Consider the following 18,232-nt stretch of genomic DNA (forward strand, 5'->3'; position numbering starts at 1 on the left):
GATGCGGTCTTTGACCCGCTTATTAAACCCGCGGTCGATTGCGGTCATCGGCGGTGGCGCTTGGTGCGAGAGTGTTCTCACGCAATGCAAAGCGTTCGGTTACTCCGGTAAACTTTCAGCCATCCACCCCAAACGCTCGGATGTTGGCGGTATTCCGGCCGTCACCTCTCTGGCGGATCTGGAAGATGTGCCGGATGCGATTTTTATTGGGGTGAACCGCCATGTCACTATTGAGGTCGTGCGCGAAGCAGCTCAGCTCGGTGTGGGAGGCGCTGTCTGTTTTGCTTCCGGTTTCCGCGAGGCTGCTGCTGAGCTCGAAGACGGAAATGACCTGCAGGACGCTCTGATTGAAGCTGCTGGCGATATGCCGATCCTCGGCCCGAACTGCTACGGGTTCATCAATGCGCTTGAGACAGCGTCCCTCTGGCCGGATCAGCATGGCTTGGCCAAAATTGACCGCGGAGTCGCGATCATTTCGCAAAGCTCCAACATTGCGCTGAACCTGACCATGCAGACCCGCGGCCTGCCGGTGGCTTATGTCATGACAGTCGGCAACCAAGCGCAATCCGGGTTGTCTCAGATTGGCGAAGCGCTTTTGCAAGACGACCGCGTGACGGCGATAGGTCTTCATATCGAGGGGATCGACAATCTTTTCGCTTTTGAAGCCTTCGCCCGCAAGGCCTGGGCCTGCGGAAAGCCGGTCGTGGCGCTGAAGACCGGACGATCCGAGCAGGCTCAGGCCGCAACGGTCTCCCATACAGCTTCAATAGCGGGGACGTCTGCAGGCGCGTCAGCGCTGTTTGACCGATTGGGAATTGCCGAAGTCCAGACACTTCCGATTCTCTTGGAAACGCTCAAGCTTTTCCATGTTCACGGTCCATTACCCAATACCCGAATTGCTTCGATGTCTTGTTCCGGTGGTGAAGCCAGTCTCATGGCGGATCTGGGCCTTGCCCATGACATTACATTTCCGGAGCTTACAAATTGCCAATCGAATGGGCTGCGTAGCGCACTCGGCCCGAAGGTCGCCCTCGCCAATCCGCTTGATTATCACACTTATATCTGGAGTGATCCTGCAGCCATGGCCGACACGTTCGCGGCCATGATGGCTGGTGATCTGGCACTCGGCTTGGTGGTGTTGGATTTTCCACGCAGCGACCGCTGTAATGGTGCGGAGTGGGAGAAAGTTATCGATTCGATTGATTTGGCCGCCCGGACCTCAGGCAAACCGATGGGCGTGGTTGCCTCGCTCCCGGAAGCGCTGCCGGAAATCATTGCTGAGGATCTGATTAGGCGGAACATTGTTCCCTTCGCCGGGATGGAAGAAACCATGGCCGCGATCTCCGTCGCGTCAAAACTTACGTCGCCGCCAACTGATACCGGCATCTTTGTTCCGGGGCAGCTGGTGCAGGTCGAAACTTTAAGTGAAGACACCGCCAAAGAGAGATTGAGCACTTTTGGCGTCCGAATTCCCAAAAACGCAACGGCCAAAACTGCGGAAGAGGCAGCCACTCTTGCCGATAAGATCGGCTATCCAGTTGTCCTGAAAGGCCTGGGCATCGCCCATAAGAGCGAGGCAGGCGCTGTTGTTCTCAATCTGACGTCCAGCGAGGACGTTCTGGCTGCTGCAGCACATATGCAAGTGGATGGATTTCTCGTAGAAGAGATGGTCACTGGAACGCTCGCAGAGTTATTGATCGGTGTCGTGCGCGACCCAGGTCACGGCTATGTGTTGACCCTGGCGGCCGGCGGTGTGTTGACCGAACTTCTGGAAGATGGCGTCTCTTTGACCATCCCGGCCAGCCGGGAAGACCTTGAAAAGGCCCTTGACCGCTTGCGGATTTCAAAAGTGCTCAAAGGATTCCGGGGACGGCCTGCCTGTGACATCGACAAAATCCTCGATACTATTCTGGCACTTCAGACATACGTTTTGTCGGGTGCGGTTGAAGAAGCCGAGATAAACCCGCTCCTTTGCGGACCAGACTTTGCCATTGCGGCGGACGCCCTCATCAGATGCGGACAAAAGCATGACGGATAATCCAATTAAGACCCAAATCACTGGGCATATTCTAGAGGTCACTCTCGACCGGCCGAAAGCCAATGCCATTGATCTTGCGACCAGCCGGATCATGGGCGACGTCTTTACCGATTTCCGGGACAACCCGGACCTGCGGGTCGCCATTGTCACCGGCGCAGGCGAAAAGTTCTTTTGCCCGGGCTGGGACCTGAAAGCGGCCGCTGATGGCGATGCGGTTGATGGCGACTACGGCAAGGGCGGTTTTGGCGGCTTGCAGGAACTGCGCGGCCTCAACAAGCCGGTAATCGCGGCCGTCAATGGCATTTGCTGCGGCGGCGGCTTGGAATTGGCGCTGTCCGCCGACATTATTCTTGCTGCTGAACACGCGAGTTTCGCACTTCCGGAAATCCGCTCCGGGACCGTTGCGGATGCGGCCAGCATCAAGCTGCCAAAGCGGATTCCTTATCATATTGCCATGGAAATGCTGCTGACCGGTCGCTGGATCGAAGTTGAAGAAGCCGCTCGCTGGGGACTGGTCAATCACGTTTATCCCGCAGCAGATTTGATGGCGGAGGCCCGCAAGCTTGCGGAATTGCTCGCCTCCGGCCCACCGCTGGTCTACGCGGCGATCAAGGAAGTTGTCCGCGAAGCCGAAGACATGAAATTCCAGGACGCCCTGTCCCGGATCACCAAAAGCCAATTTGCCACCGTCGAAACCCTCTACCGGTCTGAAGATCAGCTGGAGGGCGCACGGGCTTTTGCAGAAAAACGCGATCCGGTCTGGAAGGGCCGGTAAAAGGGGGAACCATGCCACTTCAAATGAACCGTGATGTTTTCATCACCTGTGCCGTCACCGGGTCGGGCTCGACCCAAGACAAATCTCCCCATGTGCCGCGCAGCCCCAAAGAGATTGCCGCCAGTGCGATCGATGCGGCCAAAGCCGGTGCCGCGGTGGTCCATTGCCACGTCCGCGATCCAGACACCGGTGTGCCATCCCGGCGTCTTGAGCTCTACCGGGAAGTCACCGATCTCATCCGGGCGGCTGATGTTGACGTGGTCCTGAACCTGACGGCTGGAATGGGCGGCGACATCACGTTTGGGTCCACAGAGGCTCCGCTGCCAGTCAATCCGGCTGGCACAGATATGGTCGGCGCCACGGAGCGGATGGCGCATATTGCCGAATGCCTGCCGGAGATCTGTACGCTCGACTGCGGCACCATGAATTTTGCCGAAGCCGATTATGTCATGACCAACACCCCTGGCATGCTCCGGGCAATGGGCGCTATGATGACTGAGCTTGGTGTTAAGCCGGAGATCGAAGCGTTTGACACTGGTCATCTGTGGTTTGCCAAACAGCTTGTCGAAGAAGGCACGCTCGCTTCCCCCGCCCTGGTGCAGCTGTGCATGGGCGTTCCGTGGGGCGCACCGAACGACCTCAACACGTTCCTCGCCATGGTCAATGCCGTGCCGCAGGATTGGTCCTGGTCTGCCTTCAGCCTTGGACGCGATCAAATGCCCTATGTCGGTGCCTCCGTTCTCGCCGGTGGCCATGTACGTGTTGGCCTGGAAGACAATCTGTTCTTGGAAAAAGGCGTTCTCGCCACCAACGCCCAGCTCGTCGAAAAAGCAGCCGGCATCATTGAAGGCATGGGCGCCCGCATCATCGGACCAGATGCCGTGCGCGAAAAACTTGGCCTCACCAAAAGGGCTCCGAAATGAAAGCAGCGATCATTGGCGGCGGTGTCATCGGCGGCGGCTGGGCCGCCCGCTTTCTGTTAAACGGCTGGGATGTTGCGGTTTTCGATCCAGATCCGGAGGCTGAACGCAAAATCGGTGAAGTGATTGCCAATGCCCGCCGCAGTCTTCCGGCGCTCTACGACAAGGCCCTTCCGGCTGAGGGGACTTTAAGTTTTCACGCCGATATGGCCGAGGCGGTCAAGGGCGCTAGCTGGGTTCAGGAAAGTATTCCTGAGCGGCTGGATCTCAAACATAAAATTCTCGGTCAACTTAATGAACTGGTTCCGGGAGACACGGTCATCGGATCGTCAACCTCCGGCTTCAAACCCTCAGAGCTGACGGCAAACGGTGCGCGGGCAATCGTCGCCCACCCGTTCAATCCAGTTTATCTTTTGCCGCTGATCGAGCTGGTTGGCGATCCAGAGACAACCGAAAAAGCTGCAGAGATTCTGCGCACAATCGGCATGTTTCCGCTCATCGTCCGCAAGGAAATCGACGCGCATATTGCCGACCGATTTCTTGAGGCTGTCTGGCGGGAGGCCCTGTGGCTCGTCAAGGACGGCATCGCCACGACGGAGGAAATCGACGAAGCCATCCGGATGGGATTTGGCATTAGGTGGGCCCAGATGGGTCTCTTTGAAACCTATCGGGTTGCCGGCGGTGAAGCTGGAATGAAACACTTCATGGCCCAGTTCGGACCTGCCTTGAAGTGGCCGTGGACCAAGCTGATGGATGTCCCGGAATTCACCGACGAACTGGTGGATCTCATCGCTGGACAGTCTGATGCCCAGTCCGGGCACTTGTCGATCCGGGAATTGGAACGGCTGCGCGATGACAATCTGGTCGGCATGATGCGGGCGCTCAAAAAGACCGGCACAGGCGCAGGCGGTGTGATCCAACGGCATGAGACCGAGCTGCCTGCTCCCGAGGTCAAAGACCTTCCCATCACTGGTGACCGTCAAATCCCGGTCAGCTGGACCGACTACAACGGTCATATGAACGAAGCGCACTATCTGGAGGCGGGGTCTCTCGCGACAGACGAATTCATGCAGTTGATCGGCGCGGATGCCAGCTACATAGCTTCCGGGAAAAGCTATTTTACGATCGAATCCCATGTCCGCTACTTAAGTGAACTCCATGCGGGCGAACAACTGACCATCCAGACCCAGGTGCTCAACGGCAAGGGCAAAAAGCTGCACCTCTTCCATTTCCTCTATGGGGCTGACGGCACGCTCGCCGCAACAGTGGAAACACTGTTGCTTCATGTCGATCTCACCACTCGGGCAAGTTCCCTGCCGGCTCCGGAGGTTCAGGAGAAACTGGAATCCTTCCACATAGCTCACGAACCCCTCGGCCTGCCCGTTGGTGCGGGCCGGTTCGTTGGGCAGCGGGCTTAGGCAGGATAATATTCAGGTCAATTTGAACCACCTTGAACGGTCCGGACTGCAGTTCATTCCGGACCGGACGAAATCAATTGAATGACGGCTTGAAGCGGTTTCAAACCGGATAATAGGCTCCACGGCGCCCCTGCTGTGGAACCGGGCGCCGGCTTCGATGCTGGAAGTTAGGGCGATATCCAAGCGGTGTTTATAAAAAATACAGGCGCAATCCAGGACGCAGAGCTGCCAGGTCAGTCTCTCTCTGTGATATTGGACAAAGACTACACAAGGTGTGCTCCGCCCCTGACAGGCCAGAATGTGACGGGTCATATTGCCGATGTTATAGGTACAGGCTAACCGACCTATAGGGCATACGCGTCATGGCCATTTACAGAGATACGTTTCCAAACATAGATGTCGATTTGCTCCTGGCCTACGTCGGCATGGAAACCGATCTGATTTTTTCGCGTGGCATCGACCTGCCGGGCTTCGCTTCATATCCGCTTTTGGAAACGGCCGATGGGCGTAAACTTCTGAAAGAATACCTGAACGACATGATCGCACTGGGCAGAGAGACGGGTAACGGCGTCATACTAGAAAGCCCGACATGGGTTGCAAACCGGGATCGGGGCGCTGCGTTGGGGTATGGACCCGCAGTATTACAACAGTTCAACCAGCAAGCCATTGCATTGATGGTTGAGGTGCGCAAAGTCAACAGCGATGTGCCGGCAGTGATCAGCGCCAACCTTGGACCGCGTGACGATGCCTACGCGCCTGAAGTGCAAATGAGCGCCAGTGAAGCCGAACGCTATCATTCTGAACAGATTTCGGCACTTGCTGACACCGAGGTTGATGTAGTCAGCGGATATACACTTGCCTATCCATCCGAAGCGATAGGGATTGTACGGGCTGCACAGCAATTTGGTCTGCCAATCGTAATCTCGTTTACAGTCGAGACTGATGGCAAACTTCCGACAGGCTGCACCTTAGAGCAGGCGATCTCGGAGGTGGATGCCGCAACTGACGGATATGCCGCCTACTTCATGATCAACTGCGCCCATCCCGATCATTTCGGCTCAATACTTGATGATCAACCTTGGATGCAGCGGGTCAACGGAATTGTCGCAAATGCATCCCGGTGCAGCCATGCGGAGCTGGACGAAGCTGAAGAGCTTGATGATGGTGACCCAGCCGAATTGGCAGGACAGCTAATGGATATCCGGAAACGGTTTCCACATATTCAAGTCCTTGGCGGATGCTGCGGCACAGACATGCGGCACATGAGAAAAATCGCACAAGCATCGGCTGCGGCCCCGCCAGCTTTTTAACTTATCACGGCAGGCTTGATTGAGTTCAAAATTCAATTCCGGCTTGGGCTTGCCAATTTCATTTTCTTTAAAATATCAATGACCTGCTTCCACTGAGCGGCCGCATCGTCTTCGCCATGCTCCAATAATTCATACCAACGCTGCTCACACTCGGCAATCGCACGGTCGCCAAAACGGTCGATCATGCGTTGTGCTGTTGAGAGGGTTGAAGACGAACGCTTTTCCACCATTAATACCGATTATTCCGTATTGAGAAAAAGTAGAGTGTGGCCTTATCCTCGGCAGCATGTAATTGACGATTGTTAATCGAAAGCCAGCCATAGTGACCGCCAGCTACGCCATAGAACCATGTTCAGGAACGTCCGGGAATACGGGAAAAAACCCAGACTGTTGCGCATATTGTCACAGGCGCAAAGAAACGGAGTGGTGCGACCTGGGTGCCAGAGAACTGGAAATCCTGAGTTCTTCAAAACATTCTAGAATTTATGAAGCGGGCGAACTGCTCTATCAGCAAGGCGATGATTGCAATGGGGTTTTTTGTATCCGCGATGGCATCGTGGGGGACCGGCGGGTCGATGCGGACGGCAATTCGGTCCTCGTCCGGTTGAATTACGGTGCAACAACCCTCGGCTATCAAGAATTTCTCACCAAGACCGAGTACCGCAATACCGCTGAGATCCTGCAAGACAGTTTTGTTTGCTTCATACACCGGTCGGTCATCAGTCAGCTGTTGTCGTCAGATTCAGCACTTGGCGAACGTTTCTTGAGGCGCAGTATTCGCGACACCCAGAAACTGGAAGACAATTATGTTGTAGCCATGAATGCCAGCATCCGGTCGCGCCTCTTGCATGTCCTGTTGGTGTTGTATGAACGCAATGGCAAGATCGACACCGCTGACCGGCATGTTCTGGAAATCCCGATCGCACGGGCGGATTTGGCCTCACTGGTCGGGACTGGTCCTGAAACCATCTCCAGAACGATAAGAAAACTGCAACAGGACCGGCTGGTCGAATTTGACGGCCGAACCGCCTTTATCCGGAATTTGGATGCGGTCTACAACGAGATTGTTGCCTTAAACTGATTGGGCTTCTGAGCTTGCCTTCCAAATGATATTCATCCAATCAAAAGGCACTGGTGTCGTTTGAACAGACCCACGGGATGTCTCCTTCAAGCACCAATGCCTGAATGCCGGTTTCACAGACAATTTCCGGAGAACCACAGGCATGCATATTAGACGCGCAGAGATTGGCGACGAGCCAGCCATCCGCGCCTGTGCTGAAGAGGCCTATTCCCCATATATTGCCGCTATTGGAAAAAAACCGGCGCCAATGACCGCCGATTTTGCCGCGCAGATCCAGGCTGGCTATGTCGATATCGCGGCGGATGACGCCGGCCAACTGCTGGGATTTATCGTCTTCTTTGCAAAAGACGATCATATGTTCCTGGAGAATGTCGCGATCCATGCCGCAGCAGCCGGACAAGGGATCGGTAAGGCCCTGATAAGTCATTGTGAGAAACAGGCCCGCGCGCTCGGGCTGCCATCTGTTTGTCTTTATACGAATGAGAAAATGACCGCGAACCTTAAGATCTATCCAAAGCTTGGCTACACGGAAACTGGCCGCCACGAGGAAGACGGCTTCAGTCGCGTCTATTTTGAAAAGTTGTTGGGCTAGAGCCAGGACCAATCACCAAAAAGCCCCGGCTCGGGGGCCGGGGCTGCGTAAGTCTATTTGTCAATCAGAACATCAGGCTCGGCAGGCCAAGCGACAGGATCGGGAAGGCCAAAAGGGCCAAAAGGACGGCGATGTCCAGCACCAGAAACTTCATGATGCCGAAGAAGATCGTGTGCACCTGGATTTCCCGGCCAACCACCGAATTGATGACAAAAACGTTGAGGCCAACCGGAGGCGTGATCAGGCCGATCTCCAGAAGCTTAACGACAATGACGCCGAACCAGATCAAATTGAACCCCATACCCTCGATCAACGGAACCGTGAAGGGAAGGGTCAACAGCATGGTGCCGATTGGGTCCAAGAACATGCCCATGACAAGGTAGATCGCCACAATGCAAAGCAAGATCACCCAGGTGTCGAGGCCTGCGGTGGCAACCAAGTCGACCAACCCGCCGGTCACACCGGTGAGCGACACGAACGACACGAAGATCTTCGCACCGACCGCGATGAAAAACAGAGAGCCAGTCTGATAGGCGGTTTCGCGCATCGACAAGACAAAATCGGCCCAGCGCAACCGCTTAGACAGTGTGCCGTAGACCAGTACAAACGACAGGCTGACTGCTGCCGCCTCCGTCGCTGTGAAGATGCCGCCATAAATGCCGCCGATGATGATCACCATCAAGGTGGCCGCCGGCCAGGCCTTTGTCGCAGCCGTAAACCGGTCATCACCGGAGATCTCGCCTTCTGGCACCGGGGCTGCGCCCGGCCGGAATTTGACCCAGACCATCACTGTGATGATGAAACCGGCCAGACTCAAAAGCCCCGGCACGACACCTGCCATAAACAGCCGGCTGATCGAGGTTTCGGTAAAGGTGCCATAAAGAATGAACAACACGCTTGGCGGGATCAGCGCCCCGAGTGTACCGCCGGCAGCGACACTCGCTGTGGCCAATTGTTTGTCATATCCATAACGCAACATTTCCGGCACACAGATGCGGCCCATCGACGAAGCACAGGCCACGCTTGACCCCGTGATTGCCGAGAACCCGCCACAGCCAATCAGCGAGGCGATCGCAAGACCGCCCGGCAGCCGCGCCATCCAGACCCGGACCGCGTCGTAAATATCGGTCGTTATCCGCGTGTGGTAGGCAATGTGCCCGGCTGCGATAAAGAGCGGCACCATGGAAAGCGAATAGGAATGAATGAACTCAAAAGCGTTCGATTCAATCAACGCCATGGCCGGGCGCAGGCCACGGTCCAAATCGAACTCCCGTCCAGGGCGCCACGCGTAGGTGACCAGGGAACAGACTGAGGACACGCTGACGAGGGTAAAGCCGATCGGAACGCGTAAGGCCAGCAGCGTCAACGCTGCTATGAAGCCGAATACGCCAATTGTTGAGGGGTCCACTAGGCCGCTTCCTCCCAGCTGGGATCATGAGTCTTGTCCGGAGTTCCGCCGCCACCAGACCCAAGGGCAGCCAATAGGTCTTGAAGGAACAGGATCGTCAGGCGGATGAAGAACAGCGCATAACCGGCAAAAAACGCGACCCGGCCTGGCCATTCCGGCAATTCCAATATCCCGAAAAAGTAGTTCCCTGATTGGATCGCATGCACCATCGCCAGATAGCCGGCATATGTGATCGGGATTACCGCGAGCAATCCAACGCTGGCGGCCAGAACATTGAGCCAGACATGTGTGGCTTTGGGCAGCATGTCGGTCAGAACTTCGACAGCGATAAACCCCCGATCGGCGGCAACATAGGCGAGCGGCAAGATCAGCGCACCGATCATCAAATCCCCTACGACAACGACCTCATCCGGGATCTGCACGCCAACCAGAGACCGAAGGAGGATCCCCAGCGTGATGTAGACGCACATCCCTAAGATGGCAGCTGCCGCGGTGGCAATGAATGCTGTTTCAAGCCAGCCAAGGGCATTCAGGGCCGCGTTTTTCCGGCCCCGCCCGTCATTGGGCGGAGCCGGAACTGGGGTCTTTACCGATCCCATGGGTAACCCTTGGCATCGAGCTCGGCCGCATATTTATCGACCAGGCCGGCATACTCATCCCAGATCCCCTGGCCGTCATAGCCACGGCCTGTCATGTCATCGATCCATTTCTGGACATATTTGTCCGACAAGGCGAGCAGCTTGACGCGCTCTTCTTCGGCCAGCGGAACGACCGGAACCTTGCGGCCAATTTCGCCGCTTGCCAAACCGGCCTTCACGTCATTGATGGTGGCAAGTTGAATCCGGGCAAACTCATCCACCATATTCGAGCCAGCAGCCATGACCGCTTCCTGATGCTCCGGCGGGAGATCTTCCCAGACATGTTTGTTCATGATCAGCGCAAAACCACCGACCTGACCCCAGTTGGCTTCGGTAATGTGATTGATGATTTCGTAATGCCGGAAGGCCCGGTTGGTATAGTAATAACCGGCTGCACAATCGACCAATCCGGAATCCAGCGCCTGATAAACCTTGTCGAACGTCATGTTGACGACATTGGCGCCGATTTCGTTCAAGGCCTTTCCAACTGTACCGGTGGCTCGAACGGTCAGACCATCAAAGTCCTCGACCTTTTCGATTTTATGATCGCCGGTGCACTCGAACTGCGTACCTGTTGAGGTGAAATTGCTCAAGAAGACAACGTTTTCCTTGGCAAGGAAGTCCTTGAGCTGCGCATTGGTGGTCAAGAGCTCGTGCATTGCGCGCAAACCCACCCAAGTATCTGAAGAGGAAATGGGCAGATCGCCAATTGCCAGCCCTTGAAGCTGCTTTGGCGCGTAAGGCGCAATGACGGTTCCCATATCGGCGGCCCCGGCAGCAATCCCATTGAGAGCCGCGGACCATTTTAGAAGCGCGCCACCCCAATGAACATCGAATGTGAGCTCACCATCGGTCCTGCGGCTGGCTTCATCTAAAAAGTATTGGAGCGCTTTTGCCCTGGCTCCTCGGTTCGGACCTGCTTCCGAGTACCGGAGCTCGGTTCCGGCGGATGACACGCCGGCCATGGCAACACTCAAGCCCAAACCGAGAACGGCAGACTTTATGGAAATCATCTTCTCTTCCTCCCATTAAGTGGATCGGGCTTCCGGCTCGATCCGTGCGGCTATGTCGCTCCGGCCGCAAATTCTCCTTTGGCAGCACAATTATTATTCATTATATTTATTATATGCATGCGAATAATATGCATATATTGCTTCTTGGCGCAAGCACTCCTGTTTCCCACGCATGAATCAATTTTTTCGACAGATTTTAGAGCGCGTTGCTCTTTTCCAGCACCCTCAGATCGGTATCGTCCAGTCCCCAATCCCGCAAAGCGGTTTCATTGTGTTCACCGATCACCGGAGGTTGGGAGGGCAGCTCAACCTTTGAGTTTTCGAACCGCGGAGCCGGAGCTGGCTGAAGCACGCCATCGCGCTCAACAAATATCTCCCGCGCCGCATTGTGATGATGTCTTGGGGCTTCTTCGAGATCCAGGATCGGCGCAAAACAGATGTCTGTTCCTTCAAACAAACGGCACCAGTACTCCCTAGGTTTCGCTCCAATGATCGCTTCGAAACTACGCCTGATGTCCGGCCAGCGATTTTGGTCATGCCGGTCACCGACTTGGGCAGGATCCAATTCCAAAAGTTCCAGAAAGAGGGCCCAGAATTTTTCTTCAATGGGAGCAATCGACACCCATTTGCCATCTGAACACCTATAGACACCGTAATAGGGCGCGGCTCCATCCAAGCGGTTGCTAGCGCGCTGGTTTTGCCACCGATTGCAAGCAAGCCACATATAGACCGGCGCCATCAGGGCCGCAGTGCCATCACAAATCGCAGCATCGACCACATCGCCCTTGCCCGTCTTTTGTGCTTGTAAAAGAGCGCAGACAATCCCAAAGGCCAGGAACATACCGCCGCCGCCATAATCGCCGAGCAGATTCATCGGCGGAACCGGATCCCGGCCCTTTTCGCCAAACGACCAGAGCGCACCGGAGAGCGAAATATAATTCATGTCGTGACCGGCAGCACTCGACAACGGTCCAGTCTGGCCCCAGCCGGTCATGCGCCCATAGACAAGCGCCGGATTGCGGGAAAGGCAAACATCTGGACCAAGACCAAGGCGCTCCATAACGCCTGGGCGGAATCCTTCAACCAAGGCATCCGCCCGTTCGATCAACTTGAGAGCCGTTTGGATCGCGTCGGGATCCTTGAGATCCAAGGTGATGGATTTGCGGCCACGCGCGACGCTGTTCTTTCGCTGATCTTCAATGCCTTCTATGTTCTGGGCGCCGGTTGGCTCCCTGTCGATCCGCAGAATTTCCGCACCCATGTCGGCGAGCATCATGCACCCGAATGGGCCGGGCCCTATTCCAGCAAATTCAACTATCTTCAGCCCCTGAAGCGGCCCCATTCCAAATCCTCCCGTGATGATCCAACCGCTTAGCTGGCATCCTTGTTGAGCGTTTCCAGCAGGTTCCTGCGAACCTCCTGCAAGTTGGACAGCAAAACGTGAATGCTGGTGTCCGGCAAGCCCCGGAAAGAAGCACCGTCAACTTCAGCACTGCATTCGTCCATGATTTTTTCAAGCGGCCGGGCGGACTCTGTCAAACACACCCGCTTTGCCCGCCGGTCGACCGGATCGGAACGCCGCTCGACTAGACCGCGCACTTCCAGCCGGTCCACGAGGCCGCCCACCGTCACTGTGCCAACGTCCATCCGCCGGGCGAGGTCCGATTGGGTCAGTTCATCTTCAATTAGCAGATGAAGCAGGACGCGCGCTTGCGACATGGTCAGGCCATGTGGCGCAATCAACCGATCGAACAACTGCCCCCGGAACCGGGCGATGTCTTGAAAGATTGACTTGCAGGCCGTCAGTGTATCGTCCATCGCGCTGCCTCCTTTAGGCCGCTCCCAATTCGACGCATCCATTGTCCAAAACCACCGTATCGCGCTCCACCACCTTGGAGCGGAACGAGATCGCATCCCCGTCCCGCCACATTTCGGTGCGGATTGTTTCGCCCGGATACACCGGACTTGAGAACCGGAGTTTCAATGACTTGAACCGGTTGACGTCATAACCGCAAAAATTGCGCAAGACCGCATGTCCGGCGACCCCTAAAGTACAGAGGCCATGGAGGATCGGCGCTTTGAACCCAGCCGCAGACGCCACTTTCGGGTCGGCATGCAGCGGATTGGGGTCACCGGACAGGCGGTAAAGCAACGCTGCATGCGGCCTTGTGGGGAGGTCGCAGACAGCGCAGGGGGCACGCTCGGGAATAGTGTGAGGCTGCGGCTGAGGGCCCGAGGCCCCGCCGAAACCGCCATCCCCGCGCGCAAAGGTAGTCGATGACAAGGTGGCGAGTTTGTCGCCAGTTTCCTTGTCAGTGAGGTCCCGTTCTGAATAGATCAGAGCGCCTTTGTCGGCACCTTTGTCCAAGATCCGCGTAATTCTGGTGCGGGCGGTCACTGTTGCACTCGGCGGCAAAGGTTTGTGCCAGCGAATGGCCTGCTCACCATGAAGGATCTTGCGCCAGTTGATGCCTGTTTCCGGTTTGCGCAACCAGAAACCTGGTCCGGCCAAGACAACTGCCATGGTCGGGACCGTGGTGAAATCCGTCTCCTCGAAGACAAACGGCAACTGCCCCTCATCCACCGGATCATGACCATACCCGACGCCCAGCGCATAAATGATCGAATCTTTGACTGAGTACGTTTGCTCAACCTCTTCAAACGGCCAGTCGATGAGTTTGTCGTAGTCGATTGCCATCAGACCGGGTCCCAACAGAACACATCGGCGGACCGCTCAAGCGGCACCAGCGAACTGGAGAAAGCCGGGAAGGCATGATCGAGAATGGTTTCCGGTGTCCAACCTTCCGGTTTTGCCATTGCCCGGATCGGACGGGGCTGGCTCATCAGCATGACTTCTCCGCCACGCGATACAAACACCTGGCCGGTGACGTTTTGTGCCGCATCCGAAGCAAGCGCCGCCACAAGTGGGGCCACTTTGGCCGGTGTCATGCTTTTTAAGCGCTCAACCCGGATCCGCTCTTCTTCCGATTTAATCGGAATGGTGCCGATCAGGCGGCTCCAGGCGAACGGACCAATGGCATTCGACGTGACGTTGTAGCGGGCCATATCAAGCGCGATGGAGCGGGACAGACCAACCATGCCAAGCTTTGCCGCCGCGTAGTTTGCCTGACCGAAATTTCCGACCAATCCAGACGTCGATGTCATGTGAATCATACGGCCTGACTGCTGTTCGCGGAACAAAGTCGCCGCGGCCCGGCTGACATTATATGCGCCTTTCAGATGAACAGCGATCACCTGATCCCATTCATCTTCAGTCATCTTATGGAAAATGGCGTCGCGAACGATGCCTGCATTGTTGACCACGATGTCGAGTTTACCGAAGCTCTCGACAGCTTGATCAACCATGCCTTGAGCCGCTTTGGAATCTGTCACGCTGTCAAAATTGGCGACGGCTTCTCCCCCAGCTGCCTTGATCTCATTAACAACTTCAGTTGCCGGCAGCGCGTCTTCACCTTCACCGCCGCCTGTCCCGCCGAGGTCATTGACGACAACACGCGCACCTTTTTGTGCCATCAACAGCGCAATTTCACGGCCAACACCCCGTCCAGCGCCGGTTACGATCGCGACTTTTCCTTCGAGCAAAGTATTGTCGGACATTCACATCCCCTGAGTTTTTGGGCGCATTCGGCCGCAAGCTTGACCGCGCCATATGATTTGTATCGCATATTAATAATACGCTTGCGAATTATATTCAAGCCATATAATATTCATGTCAACCAGCCAGGACAGGCGCGCAGGCAATGCCTCAAATCCGCTAGCCCTTCGACGAGCAAGGACCACGGACAAATGCCCGGCCGCTGAACAGATTATTTGGGAGACACCATGACGCTTGCCGAGCCATCGGACGCCATCGGGGAATTCAACAAGCATGTTGGTTTTGAGCTGACCGAGTGGCAGCGCAACCATGCCTGTGTCGAAGTTAAGATCGAAGACTACCACACCAATGTCATGGGCATCACGCATGGCGGAGTTCTGGTCAGCGCGCTTGATTTTGCCTGCGGCATGGCAGGTTGCTACCGGCCGCCACCAGAGCCGCGCTTCTACTGCATGACCTTAACGCTCAACACAAATTTCATTGCGCCGATGCGCAAAGGCCTGCTCAGGGCCCATGGCCGAAAGATCGGCGGTGGCCGATCGGTGTTTTTCGCTGAAGGAGAGATTGTCCTGCCGGACGGCACCTTGATCGCAACTGCATCAGGGGCATTCAAGCTGTTTGACCGCAAACCGAAGACATAAGCGCCGAATGGGCGCGGGAGGAGAGACATCATGGATTTGGGAATTCTGGCTTTTGGCGGTTATCTGCCGCAAAGCCGGTTGCAACGCACCGAAATTGCCAAGATGCATGGCTGGTACAATCCCGGCCTGAAAGGATTGGCCAAAGGCGAACGCGCTATTGCCAATTGGGATGAGGACGCAATCACCATGGCCGTAGAAGCGGCACGGGATTGCCTGAAAGGCCAGGACCGGTCTTCAATCTCCGCTGTCTTTATGGCGTCCACCAGCTTTCCCTTTGAGGACCGGCAAAATGCCGGCGTTGTCGCAGAGGCGCTGAACCTCAAAAGCCAGCTGATGACTTTGGATCTCGCGGCATCCCAACGCGCCGGCAGTTCCGGCTTGTCCGTCGCTTTGCAGGCGGCAAACGGATCCGGCGCCCCGATCCTGTTCACGGCATCCGAACAGCGCCAGACAAAAGCCGCCAGCCCGCAGGAAATGACTTACGGCGACGGCGCTGCTGCCGTCCTGGTCGGCAAAGGCGATGTGGTTGCCCGCTTTATTGGAGCACACACGGAATCGGCCGACTTTGTCGATCATTTCCGCGGCTCCGGCCATGAGTATGACTACGCTTGGGAAGAACGCTGGCTGCGCGACGAAGGTTATTTGAAAATCGTGCCAGCAGCCATCAACGCCGTCTTGGAAAAGACGGGGATTGCCGCTGGTGACATCACCACCTTCTGTTTCCCTGCGGCCATGAAACGGGTTGCGGGCATGCTCGCCAAAAAAGCCGGACTGAATGAAACCGCCGTTGCAGATAACCTGCAGGCCACTTGCGGTGAAACCGGAGCGGCGCACCCAGTCGTTATGCTGGTTCATGCTCTGGAAACGGCCAACCCGGGCGACAGGATGCTGGTGACCGGCTTCGGCCAGGGCTGTGATGCGCTGATTTTTGAAGTCACCGACGCCATCAAAACCTTGGCACCACGCACAGCGATTTCCGGCCATCTGGCTCGCCGCCGGGCCGACAGCAACTATGCTCGCTTTCTCACCGTCAATGGCCTCGTCACCATGGAAGAAGGCATCCGGGCCGAGGTCGACAAACAGACGGGCCTGTCCACTCACTACCGCAACCGCGACATGGCTCAGCGGATGATTGGCGGATGCTGCAAAGAATGCGGCACGCTGCAATTCCCTAAAAGTAATGTCTGCGTCAATCCGAATTGCGGCGCCATCGGCACACAGGAAGATCATGCCTTTGCCGACAAGAAGGCACGTCTGAATTCCTTCACTTCGGACAGGTTGACCTATTCGCCGGACCCGCCCGCGCATTACGGCATGATCCAGTTTGAAGACGGCGGCCGGTTGATGGCCGACTTCACCGACATCGATCCGGACCAGGATCTGCAAGTCGGCATGGCAATGAAACTGATGTTCCGGGTGAAGGATCACGACAAAAACCGGGGCTTCCGCCGCTACTTCTGGAAAGCAACGCCGGACAACGACGACCAGGGCACTGCGCCCGCCGAAGCGGCAGAATAAGGAGGAGACGGACAATGGCATCTGGAATTAGAGACAAGGTCGCGATTCTCGGAATGGGCTGCTCGCGCTTTGGCGAACGCTGGAGCGACAATGCCGAAGATCTGATGATCGAAGCTTTTACCGAGGCACTCGGCGATGCTGGTATCGAGAAAAACCAAATCGATGCGGCCTGGCTCGGCACAGCCATCGAAGAACAGCATGTCGGAAAATCCGCCGTGCCGCTATCGATGGCGCTGCGCCTGCCGAACATTCCGGTTACCCGGGTTGAAAACTACTGCGCCTCCGGGTCGGAGGCCTTCCGCGGGGCCGTTTATGCGGTTGCAGCCGGGGCGGCTGACATCGCGCTGGCGCTCGGTGTCGAGAAATTGAAAGACACGGGCTACGGCGGTCTGCCCCAGCGCAACCGGGGATCGGTCAACGATCTGTTCTGGGCCAATGTCTCGGCACCTGGTTCTTTCGCTCAGCTGGCGTCTGCCTATCAGGCCAAACACGGCATTGATGCGGGTGATCTAAAGCGGGCCATGGCGCATATTTCCGTCAAAAGCCATGACAATGGTTCACGCAATCCCAAAGCACATCTGCGCAACCGGATCGATGAAGACAAGGTGCTGAATGCCCCGATCATCGCCGAACCGCTCGGACTGTTTGATTGCTGCGGCGTGTCTGACGGATCCGCCTGCGCCATCGTCACCACACCGGAAATCGCCAAATCCCTTGGCAAACACGATCTGATCACCGTGAAAGCCTTGCAACTCGCCGCCTCCAACGGATTGGAAGCCCAGCACAATTCCTGGGACGGCAGCCATTTTGTCACCACACGCAAATGCGCTGAACGGGCCTACAAGGAAGCCGGTATTAGCAATCCACGCGATCAGATCAGCCTGTTTGAAGTACATGATTGTTTTTCAATCACCGAGCTGGTGACCATGGAGGATCTGTTTATCTCTCCCGAAGGCGGCGCGGTCAAAGACATCATGGACGGCTTTTATGATGCCGACGGCAAGGTGCCTTGCCAGATCGACGGTGGCCTCAAATGTTTTGGCCATCCGATCGGCGCCTCAGGCCTCAGGATGATCTACGAAATGTATCTTCAGCTGCAGGGCCGCGCCGGTGACCGCCAGCGCAAGGAAGAGCCGGTGTTTGGCATGACGCACAATCTGGGCGGTTTCCCGCACCAGAACGTCTGCTCCCTGGCGATCGTCGGGAAGATGGGGGCGTAAAGCTGCCACTTTCTGACCGGGCCCGGTGAGCGATACCTAGCCGG

At 56.4% G+C, this 18,232-nt stretch carries 18 protein-coding genes; 10 read left to right on the forward strand and 8 right to left on the reverse strand.

The window, feature by feature from the left end; translation table 11 throughout:
• Position 1: 1 nt before the first annotated feature.
• The 5 genes from FJ695_RS03410 to FJ695_RS03430 all read left to right on the forward strand — a co-directional run bounded on the left by FJ695_RS03410 (position 2) and on the right by FJ695_RS03430 (position 6,461).
• Entirely contained in the window at positions 2–2,038 is a 2,037-nt protein-coding gene (locus tag FJ695_RS03410) for an acetate--CoA ligase family protein (protein WP_141184132.1), read from the forward strand.
• Entirely contained in the window at positions 2,028–2,813 is a 786-nt protein-coding gene (locus tag FJ695_RS03415; RefSeq protein WP_141184133.1) for a carnitinyl-CoA dehydratase, read from the forward strand. The genes FJ695_RS03410 and FJ695_RS03415 overlap by 11 nt, the downstream gene beginning before the upstream one ends.
• An 11-nt stretch (positions 2,814–2,824) precedes the next feature.
• The gene (locus FJ695_RS03420; RefSeq protein WP_141184134.1) at positions 2,825–3,736 is read left to right on the forward strand and encodes a 3-keto-5-aminohexanoate cleavage protein; all 912 of its coding nucleotides are present in this window, start codon (positions 2,825–2,827) and stop codon (positions 3,734–3,736) included.
• On the forward strand, positions 3,733–5,151 hold the full coding sequence (locus tag FJ695_RS03425) for a carnitine 3-dehydrogenase (RefSeq protein WP_141184135.1): 1,419 nt from the start codon (positions 3,733–3,735) through the stop codon (positions 5,149–5,151). The genes FJ695_RS03420 and FJ695_RS03425 overlap by 4 nt, the downstream gene beginning before the upstream one ends.
• A gap of 362 nt (positions 5,152–5,513) precedes the next feature.
• A complete protein-coding gene (locus FJ695_RS03430; protein ID WP_141184136.1) occupies positions 5,514–6,461 on the forward strand; it encodes a homocysteine S-methyltransferase family protein in 948 nt (315 codons plus the stop codon).
• 32 nt (positions 6,462–6,493) lie between these two features.
• On the opposite strand, the gene FJ695_RS27940 is transcribed toward FJ695_RS03430, so the two are convergent.
• Positions 6,494–6,646 carry a hypothetical protein gene (locus FJ695_RS27940; protein ID WP_168206246.1) on the reverse strand — a complete coding sequence of 51 codons (153 nt, stop codon included), beginning with the start codon at positions 6,644–6,646 and terminating at the stop codon, positions 6,494–6,496.
• 137 nt (positions 6,647–6,783) lie between these two features.
• On the opposite strand from FJ695_RS27940, the gene FJ695_RS03435 reads away from it, so the two are divergent.
• Complete coding sequence (locus FJ695_RS03435) at positions 6,784–7,542, forward strand: Crp/Fnr family transcriptional regulator (RefSeq protein ID WP_168206247.1); 759 nt, start codon at positions 6,784–6,786, stop codon at positions 7,540–7,542.
• Positions 7,543–7,684: 142 nt separating this feature from the next.
• A complete protein-coding gene (locus FJ695_RS03440; RefSeq protein ID WP_141184138.1) occupies positions 7,685–8,134 on the forward strand; it encodes a GNAT family N-acetyltransferase in 450 nt (149 codons plus the stop codon).
• 64 nt (positions 8,135–8,198) lie between these two features.
• Here the strand turns inward: FJ695_RS03440 and FJ695_RS03445 are convergent, their stop codons facing one another.
• From FJ695_RS03445 to FJ695_RS03475, 7 genes are all read right to left on the reverse strand, one after another.
• Positions 8,199–9,542, reverse strand: a complete 1,344-nt coding sequence (locus FJ695_RS03445) for a TRAP transporter large permease (RefSeq protein WP_141184139.1) — start codon at positions 9,540–9,542, stop codon at positions 8,199–8,201.
• Entirely contained in the window at positions 9,542–10,141 is a 600-nt protein-coding gene (locus FJ695_RS03450) for a TRAP transporter small permease (RefSeq protein ID WP_141184140.1), read from the reverse strand. The genes FJ695_RS03445 and FJ695_RS03450 overlap by 1 nt, the downstream gene beginning before the upstream one ends.
• Positions 10,129–11,193: a C4-dicarboxylate TRAP transporter substrate-binding protein gene (locus FJ695_RS03455; RefSeq protein ID WP_141184141.1), complete on the reverse strand. Its 1,065-nt coding sequence runs from the start codon at positions 11,191–11,193 to the stop codon at positions 10,129–10,131. Before FJ695_RS03455 ends, FJ695_RS03450 begins: the two co-directional genes overlap by 13 nt.
• A gap of 196 nt (positions 11,194–11,389) precedes the next feature.
• A complete protein-coding gene (locus tag FJ695_RS03460; RefSeq protein WP_168206248.1) occupies positions 11,390–12,535 on the reverse strand; it encodes a CaiB/BaiF CoA-transferase family protein in 1,146 nt (381 codons plus the stop codon).
• 29 nt (positions 12,536–12,564) lie between these two features.
• Positions 12,565–13,011, reverse strand: coding sequence for a MarR family winged helix-turn-helix transcriptional regulator (locus FJ695_RS03465; protein ID WP_209010901.1), 447 nt, complete (start codon positions 13,009–13,011; stop codon positions 12,565–12,567).
• A gap of 13 nt (positions 13,012–13,024) precedes the next feature.
• Positions 13,025–13,891 carry a MaoC/PaaZ C-terminal domain-containing protein gene (locus FJ695_RS03470; RefSeq protein WP_141184143.1) on the reverse strand — a complete coding sequence of 289 codons (867 nt, stop codon included), beginning with the start codon at positions 13,889–13,891 and terminating at the stop codon, positions 13,025–13,027.
• Positions 13,891–14,811: an SDR family NAD(P)-dependent oxidoreductase gene (locus tag FJ695_RS03475; protein WP_141184144.1), complete on the reverse strand. Its 921-nt coding sequence runs from the start codon at positions 14,809–14,811 to the stop codon at positions 13,891–13,893. The genes FJ695_RS03470 and FJ695_RS03475 overlap by 1 nt, the downstream gene beginning before the upstream one ends.
• 225 nt (positions 14,812–15,036) lie before the next feature.
• Between FJ695_RS03475 and FJ695_RS03480 the strand changes: the two genes are divergently transcribed.
• The 3 genes from FJ695_RS03480 to FJ695_RS03490 are packed head-to-tail and all read left to right on the forward strand — an operon-like array spanning position 15,037 to position 18,188.
• A complete protein-coding gene (locus FJ695_RS03480) occupies positions 15,037–15,450 on the forward strand; it encodes a PaaI family thioesterase (protein ID WP_141184145.1) in 414 nt (137 codons plus the stop codon).
• 30 nt (positions 15,451–15,480) lie between these two features.
• The gene (locus FJ695_RS03485) at positions 15,481–16,968 is read left to right on the forward strand and encodes a hydroxymethylglutaryl-CoA synthase family protein (RefSeq protein ID WP_141184146.1); all 1,488 of its coding nucleotides are present in this window, start codon (positions 15,481–15,483) and stop codon (positions 16,966–16,968) included.
• A 14-nt stretch (positions 16,969–16,982) separates the two neighbouring features.
• Positions 16,983–18,188, forward strand: a complete 1,206-nt coding sequence (locus FJ695_RS03490) for an acetyl-CoA acetyltransferase (RefSeq protein WP_141184147.1) — start codon at positions 16,983–16,985, stop codon at positions 18,186–18,188.
• Positions 18,189–18,232 lie beyond the last annotated feature (44 nt).

It is taken from the genome of Labrenzia sp. PHM005, assembly GCF_006517275.1.
GTDB lineage: Bacteria > Pseudomonadota > Alphaproteobacteria > Rhizobiales > Stappiaceae > Roseibium.

Coding starts and splice junctions, on each gene's coding strand:
- FJ695_RS03410 (WP_141184132.1), top strand. CDS start 2: ATGCGGTCTTTGACCCGCTTATTAAACCCGCGGTCGATTGCGGTCATC.
- FJ695_RS03415 (WP_141184133.1), top strand. CDS start 2,028: ATGACGGATAATCCAATTAAGACCCAAATCACTGGGCATATTCTAGAG.
- FJ695_RS03420 (WP_141184134.1), top strand. CDS start 2,825: ATGCCACTTCAAATGAACCGTGATGTTTTCATCACCTGTGCCGTCACC.
- FJ695_RS03425 (WP_141184135.1), top strand. CDS start 3,733: ATGAAAGCAGCGATCATTGGCGGCGGTGTCATCGGCGGCGGCTGGGCC.
- FJ695_RS03430 (WP_141184136.1), top strand. CDS start 5,514: ATGGCCATTTACAGAGATACGTTTCCAAACATAGATGTCGATTTGCTC.
- FJ695_RS27940 (WP_168206246.1), bottom strand. CDS start 6,646: ATGATCGACCGTTTTGGCGACCGTGCGATTGCCGAGTGTGAGCAGCGT.
- FJ695_RS03440 (WP_141184138.1), top strand. CDS start 7,685: ATGCATATTAGACGCGCAGAGATTGGCGACGAGCCAGCCATCCGCGCC.
- FJ695_RS03450 (WP_141184140.1), bottom strand. CDS start 10,141: ATGGGATCGGTAAAGACCCCAGTTCCGGCTCCGCCCAATGACGGGCGG.
- FJ695_RS03455 (WP_141184141.1), bottom strand. CDS start 11,193: ATGATTTCCATAAAGTCTGCCGTTCTCGGTTTGGGCTTGAGTGTTGCC.
- FJ695_RS03460 (WP_168206248.1), bottom strand. CDS start 12,535: ATGGGGCCGCTTCAGGGGCTGAAGATAGTTGAATTTGCTGGAATAGGG.
- FJ695_RS03465 (WP_209010901.1), bottom strand. CDS start 13,011: ATGGACGATACACTGACGGCCTGCAAGTCAATCTTTCAAGACATCGCC.
- FJ695_RS03470 (WP_141184143.1), bottom strand. CDS start 13,891: ATGGCAATCGACTACGACAAACTCATCGACTGGCCGTTTGAAGAGGTT.
- FJ695_RS03475 (WP_141184144.1), bottom strand. CDS start 14,811: ATGTCCGACAATACTTTGCTCGAAGGAAAAGTCGCGATCGTAACCGGC.
- FJ695_RS03480 (WP_141184145.1), top strand. CDS start 15,037: ATGACGCTTGCCGAGCCATCGGACGCCATCGGGGAATTCAACAAGCAT.
- FJ695_RS03485 (WP_141184146.1), top strand. CDS start 15,481: ATGGATTTGGGAATTCTGGCTTTTGGCGGTTATCTGCCGCAAAGCCGG.
- FJ695_RS03490 (WP_141184147.1), top strand. CDS start 16,983: ATGGCATCTGGAATTAGAGACAAGGTCGCGATTCTCGGAATGGGCTGC.